This window comes from Virgibacillus sp. L01 (genome assembly GCF_052246775.1).
Taxonomy (GTDB): Bacteria; Bacillota; Bacilli; order Bacillales; family Amphibacillaceae; genus Lentibacillus.
The window spans coordinates 72,343-78,342 of record NZ_JBQQCP010000013.1; the positions used below are offsets into that span (position 1 = coordinate 72,343).

Annotated in this window: 8 protein-coding genes and 1 riboswitch; of the genes, 1 reads left to right on the top strand and 7 read right to left on the bottom strand. The window is 35.5% G+C overall.

What is annotated here, in order from left to right:
• Positions 1-124: 124 nt before the first annotated feature.
• The 7 genes from ACTWQM_RS18590 to ACTWQM_RS18620 form a co-directional block, all read right to left on the bottom strand.
• Positions 125-955 (bottom strand): MetQ/NlpA family ABC transporter substrate-binding protein, encoded by an 831-nt coding sequence (locus ACTWQM_RS18590; protein ID WP_443259654.1) that lies wholly within the window; start codon positions 953-955, stop codon positions 125-127.
• Between the two features lie 14 nt (positions 956-969).
• Entirely contained in the window at positions 970-1,638 is a 669-nt protein-coding gene (locus ACTWQM_RS18595; RefSeq protein WP_443259655.1) for a methionine ABC transporter permease, read from the bottom strand.
• Positions 1,628-2,659, bottom strand: coding sequence for a methionine ABC transporter ATP-binding protein (locus tag ACTWQM_RS18600; RefSeq protein WP_443259656.1), 1,032 nt, complete (start codon positions 2,657-2,659; stop codon positions 1,628-1,630). Before ACTWQM_RS18600 ends, ACTWQM_RS18595 begins: the two co-directional genes overlap by 11 nt.
• Positions 2,660-2,759: 100 nt before the next feature.
• Positions 2,760-2,870, bottom strand: a riboswitch (SAM riboswitch).
• 68 nt (positions 2,871-2,938) lie between these two features.
• Positions 2,939-3,253 (bottom strand): thioredoxin family protein, encoded by a 315-nt coding sequence (locus ACTWQM_RS18605; RefSeq protein WP_443259657.1) that lies wholly within the window; start codon positions 3,251-3,253, stop codon positions 2,939-2,941.
• Between the two features lie 10 nt (positions 3,254-3,263).
• Entirely contained in the window at positions 3,264-3,617 is a 354-nt protein-coding gene (locus ACTWQM_RS18610; RefSeq protein ID WP_443259665.1) for a toprim domain-containing protein, read from the bottom strand.
• Between the two features lie 523 nt (positions 3,618-4,140).
• Entirely contained in the window at positions 4,141-4,524 is a 384-nt protein-coding gene (gene gcvH / locus ACTWQM_RS18615; RefSeq protein ID WP_443259658.1) for a glycine cleavage system protein GcvH, read from the bottom strand.
• 78 nt (positions 4,525-4,602) lie between these two features.
• Complete coding sequence (locus ACTWQM_RS18620) at positions 4,603-4,959, bottom strand: arsenate reductase family protein (protein WP_443259659.1); 357 nt, start codon at positions 4,957-4,959, stop codon at positions 4,603-4,605.
• Positions 4,960-5,261: 302 nt separating this feature from the next.
• Between ACTWQM_RS18620 and ACTWQM_RS18625 the strand changes: the two genes are divergently transcribed.
• Positions 5,262-5,666: a VanZ family protein gene (locus ACTWQM_RS18625; RefSeq protein ID WP_443259660.1), complete on the top strand. Its 405-nt coding sequence runs from the start codon at positions 5,262-5,264 to the stop codon at positions 5,664-5,666.
• The last annotated feature ends 334 nt before the right edge of the window (positions 5,667-6,000 follow it).

The following is a 6,000-nucleotide window of genomic DNA, read 5'->3' on the forward strand; positions in this document are numbered from 1 at the left end:
TTTAAACGTATATAATCTTAATGAATAAAGTATGGAAGTGTTGAAAATGGATAGCAGGTTTACCTTTAAATATAGATCGAATACCTTCCATATACTATTAATTCCTTGAAATTCGCTAAATTAGTTACTTACTCGGTGCTCCGTTAACCGGAACTACTGCACCTTCAAATTCTTCTTTTATATAGCTCTGAATTTTTTCCGTATGCAATACGTCAACCAATGTATTTAATGCTTCATTGTCTTTATTTTCTTTCTTTACCGCTATAACATTTACATATGGAGATTCTTCACCTTCCAGAATTAATGCATCCTCTAATGGATTTAGGTCTGCTCCAATTGCGTAATTTGTATTTATAGCCACTAATGTGTTTTCTTCTGAATCATACAGCTCTGGTAAGAATGCTGCATCATAATCATAGGAAAACTTTAAGTTTTTTGGGTTCTCGACAATATCTTCTGTAGTAGCTTCTACCTTGTCCACTTTTTCAGAGAGTTTAATAAGCCCTTCTTTTTCCAACAAGGAAAGTACTCGTCCATGATCAGCGACAGAACGGCTCATAAGCACTTCGGTTCCTTCAGGTACTTCATCAACGCTTTCAATTGTTTTGGAGTATATTCCGAATGGTTCAATATGAATTCCACCAATATGTGTAAAATCATAGCCAATATCTGCAATTTGCTTGTTTAAGTAAGGAATGTGCTGGAAGTAGTTCGCATCAATTTCTCCATTTGAAAGGTCTTCATTTGGTAAAACATAGTCAGTGTACTCTTCAATTTTTAAAGTGATTCCTTTTTCCTCAAGAATAGGTTTAGCTTTCTCCAAGATCTGTGCGTGTGGAGTACTGGATGCGCCAACTTTAATAACATTATCTCCCCCTGAACCGGAATTACTCCCGCCACAAGCTGCTAATACTAATACAAAAAATATAGATACAAATGCCAAAATCTTTTTCATTTAAATTCTCTCCCTTATCTTTTATCTAATTTGTTAGTAATAAAGTCTCCAATGAATTGAAAAATAAATACAATAATTACGATAAATATAGTACAAATAAACACAACATCAAACATTCGCCGCTGGAAACCAAAAAAGTATGCATAATTCCCAAGACCACCAGCGCCTATAACTCCTGCCATTGCCGTATAGCCAATTAAGGCAATAGCAGTTACAGTAAGCCCTGAGACAAGTGCGGGCATTGACTCTGGTAATAACACACGAAAAATAATTGTACGTGTCTTTGCGCCCATTGATTTCGCTGCTTCGACTACGCCTTTATCGACTTCCTTCAGTGCAATCTCTACAAGTCTTCCGTAGAATGGCGCAGCACCAATGATCAACGCTGGTAAAGCTGCATTCGGCCCCCGTATAGTCCCAATCAAAAAGTCAGTAAAGGGGAACAAAAGTAATATTAAAATAATAAATGGAATCGCTCGGAATACGTTTACGATTGATGCCACAATTAAATTCAGAAATTTATTTTGCCAAATCCCCCCTCTCATTGTCAGGTAAAGCAGTAATCCCAACAGTATACCTAAGATAAACGTTCCAAATAATGAAAGGATGGTCATGTAAAAGGTTTCGTAAGTAGCAACCCATAAATCCTCCATATTCAAATTTGGGAAAAGATTAGTTAGCATCGCGAACCACCTCCACTTCCACTGAGGTCTCATTTGTTATAAAGTTTATTCCTTTATCAATTTCACTCAACTCGCCATCAACCTGTACAAATAGTGTTCCATAAGCACCACGTTGCGTTTGAGTGATTTTTCCCTGCAATATGTTGATATCAATTGCAAATCTTTTGGCGACTTGACTAATTAATGCCTGGTTTGTTGTTTCACCAACAAAATGGAGACGGATAATTTTACCACTGTCATAGGTATCAATTAAATGGGCTACACCATCATCTTCTTCGTTCGTACCCATCACCTGTTCAACAAATTTCTTCGTAACAGATTTCTTCGGCTGTAAAAATACATCCAGCACATCACCTTGCTCAACGATCTTACCTTCTTCCATTACTGCAACCTGATTACATATTTTGCGAATCACATGCATTTCATGGGTGATCAGAATAACCGTTAAACCAAGCTTTTGATTGATATCCACTAACAAATCCAATATCGCATTGGTTGTTTCCGGATCGAGTGCTGATGTTGCTTCATCACACAGTAATACTTTAGGATTATTCGCTAGTGACCTCGCTATACCAACACGCTGTTTCTGACCGCCACTTAACTGAGAAGGATAAGCACTTTCTCTTCCTGTAAGGCCGACCAATTCAATTAACTCCTGAACACGTTCATCACGCTCTTTTTTTGACACGCCTGCAATCTCCAATGGAAATGCAATATTATCTTTAACGGTCCGTGACCACAATAGATTAAAATGTTGAAAAATCATGCCTATTTCCTGACGTGCTAACCGAAGCTGTTTTGAATTTAATGCAGTCACTTCCTGCTGATCAATTACTATTTTCCCACCTGTTGGTTCTTCAAGCCGATTTAATAATCTTACAAATGTGCTTTTTCCAGCACCACTATACCCAATGACACCAAAAATTTCTCCTTCGTTTATATCAAGGGTTAAATCTTCCACTGCTGTAATGTTGCTTTTATTTGATTTAAAGACTTTACTTAAACCCTCTATTGAAATCACAAGTATTCCTCCTTTGTCATCCACTATTATGCCCTACTAAATAAGAAAAACGCCTTTCTGTAAGAGAACAGAAAGACGTAATATATGTAGTCTTTACGTTCCCTTATCTGTCAAAGCAGTTGCTTTGCAGGAGTTGGCACCTTTCAAATAAAAAACATTTGAGGTTGCCGCGGTTTCATAGGGCCAGCCCCTCCACCGCTCAAGATAAGAGATATAAACTATTTAATTGAAATTCGATAATCTAGATAATAGCACGCATATTAGCATGTGTCAATAAAATTATTCATCTGAAAATAAAGATGGTTCGTAGTCCGTTAGGTAGCTATATATATTGGCAATTGATTTAAATGCGTAGATTTTTTCTTTGATCTCGTTACCATCCTTTATTAATAAGCATGGTACACTTTCAATTTCATTATCCTGCATAAACTCCGGGTGCAGCGAGGCATTCATGCTATGAAAAATATCCTGTTTATGAACCGATTCAATCTTATCCAGCATCGATTTTGCCAATGCACATGTCCCACAAAATGGTGTATAAATATATAATAAATAATGCTCTTGTCCTAATTGTTCCTCATTAATCTGTTGCAATACTACCACCCTAAATCAAGAATATGGGATTAACCTCGATTCGCTTGCCTATCAAGGCAGTTGCAAGTATGTTTTCGGGAGTTGTTGCCACTTCACGATACTCGCTGCTCACATAAATGTGCTCAGCATGTGGTAGCTCACGCGTTAACTGTTTGCGCAGTTTTATCCCTGAACTATCCTCATCAACTAAAATATAAACATCCCTATTATCCAAATCATACGTTTCCAACAGCTCATCAAATCGTTCAACACCGAGTGTCCCATTCGTACAAATCACTTCAACATTATCTGTTATCACCCGTTTGACCTGTTTTTTATCAGTTAGTCCCTCAACAATGATAACTTTTTCTACTTCATTTGTCATCATTACATGCACTCCTTACATTTAATTCTCTGAATGCATTAATCATTAATTTTACTACTTATTTCAATTCACATCCAATAATTAGTTGAATCTCTGTATAGAGTCCTTCATTACTCAAAATAAAGCAGTAATTCCAAATTACTTGTAAATATGCCAGCCCTGTTATTTCATATGCAGGTAGACGTTTTAAGTTCCATTCAAAGACTGCTATGAATTTACGAACGATAACACATTAGTTCGTAACATTAATCGATAAATAATGACTAAATCAAATTGACTCGTATAGGTAGTTTATGCCCAAACTATATTATTAAGTATGAAAATGAAAAAAGGTTATTTAATTAAATGACTGTTGCAATTGACGATTGATATAGAATGCTACACAGACTAGGGGTGATCGATTCGTAGTATTCAGTATAGCCTCTAACCAGGCAGTTGGAATAGTTAAAGATCCTTTTGAAAACAACTAAAAAAAAGACCGACTTTACCAGATTACAGTGTACAGTCAGTCTTATTAACAGGATTAATCTTCCTCAATTATTTCCTGATATTGTTCAGCAGATAGTAGATTATTTAGCTCTGAATCGTCAGATGGCTCCAATACAACCATCCATGCTTTTTCATATGGTGATTCATTAACATATTCAGGGCTATCCTCTAATTCTTCGTTGATTTCAACAACTTTTCCGCTAATTGGGGCATATAATTCGGAAACCGTTTTTACAGATTCAACGCTGCCGAATGGCTCATCTGCTTCAACCTCTTCTCCTGCTTCAGGGAGTTCAACAAATACGATATCGCCTAATTCAGATTGAGCAAATTCTGTAATACCAATACGTACTTTATCGCCTTCTTTTTTTATCCATTCGTGTTCTTCTGAATATAATAAGTCTTTTGGTAAGCTCATTTAAATCCCTCCGTTAATTAATTAAATATATATTACTATACTAGGTATTTACACTTTATTCTAGCATTTTTACTTTTATTAAAGCCAATTTTCATTGAAGGATTCTTCCTTAAATCCAACAGTGACCTTTTTTCCATCGGTTGTAATTGGTCGCTTCATTAGCATACCATCAGATGCCAAAATTTCAGCCATTTCATCAAGACTCGCATCCTTGATTTGATCCTTAATATTTAATTCACGATATTTCTTCCCACTGGTATTGAAAAATTTTTTAGCAGGTAAACCACTATTTGAAATCATGTTTAGAAGTTCTTCTTTTGATGGTGGGTCGTTCACAATATGTATGCTAGTATAATCGATTTCATTATCTTCTAACCATTTTTTCGCCTTCTTACAGGTTCCGCAATTTGGATACCAGTAAAACGTTAATGTCATTTCACCCCTCCTTACCATTTCAGATGTTATTATAATTATAGCAAATAAAGTAAAGCCTGGTCGATGAAATTATGAACTTTCAATGATTTCCTAAAAAAACTTTATAGCATTTAATCATATGCTATAATACTAGCATTAGTTGATAGGGGGAATGTTCGATGCATTATATAAACGCTTTACCGGTATCCTTTATTCTCCTATCCCTGGTCATTTTCATTTTTATAAGGTTCATAGTCTCTAAAAAAACGAATCGAAAAATTTCCCTATACCACGAATTCATTTACAGTTTGTGGATTATTTATATGGAAAGTTTGCTTTATCTTACAGTGTTCCCTTCTACAGATGCTACTCGAAGTGATTGGGTAGGCATAAACCTCATTCCATTTAACACGATAGAAAATTATTTATTTTTATTCTCCCAAGGGGGAATATCTGTCGCTTCTGTTAATCTGGTTGGGAATACTGCTGTTTTTGTTCCAATGGGAATATTACTTGTACTAACAAACAGAAAAATCAGTTTCACAAAGATGTTTCTAATAGGTATTGGAACATCTTTTACTATTGAAGTAACACAGCTTATTCTATCTTTATTAAAGGTTCTCTCAAGAAGTTTTGATGTTGATGATCTTATATTAAATACAATCGGAGTTATGATAGGATTTGCAGTTATAAAAATTGGGTTGTCTATTATAAGATTGAAAAAGTAAGATTTTTTTAATGACTTACTTACCGGGGACATGCTAATAATAGAAATAATTAGCATACATTTTTGTCCCTAGTGGAATTGGGTCCGCTTGGGACTTTGGCGGATCCTCATTCCGCTATTTCCTTGAAATCCATCATTTTAAGCTTGGGTTCGGATCCTCATTCCGCTATTTGTCATTCCTACCCCAAATTTGGCTGATTTTCCTACTAATAGCTACTATGAACAAAACTGGCTCCTTAATCGTAAAGTCGTGGGTTAATTTGGTAGACTGTTACTAAGAAAGAAAAACCCAAATCAGAGCCACATTACGAAAGGAGCCTTACTATGAATAATAA

Bases quoted from the DNA above. Each gene is read 5' to 3' on its own strand.
- ACTWQM_RS18595 (WP_443259655.1), bottom strand. From the start codon at position 1,638: ATGCTAACTAATCTTTTCCCAAATTTGAATATGGAGGATTTATGGGTT.
- gcvH (WP_443259658.1), bottom strand. From the start codon at position 4,524: ATGAGCTTACCAAAAGACTTATTATATTCAGAAGAACACGAATGGATA.
- ACTWQM_RS18620 (WP_443259659.1), bottom strand. From the start codon at position 4,959: ATGACATTAACGTTTTACTGGTATCCAAATTGCGGAACCTGTAAGAAG.
- ACTWQM_RS18590 (WP_443259654.1), bottom strand. From the start codon at position 955: ATGAAAAAGATTTTGGCATTTGTATCTATATTTTTTGTATTAGTATTA.
- ACTWQM_RS18610 (WP_443259665.1), bottom strand. From the start codon at position 3,617: ATGACAAATGAAGTAGAAAAAGTTATCATTGTTGAGGGACTAACTGAT.
- ACTWQM_RS18625 (WP_443259660.1), top strand. From the start codon at position 5,262: ATGGAAAGTTTGCTTTATCTTACAGTGTTCCCTTCTACAGATGCTACT.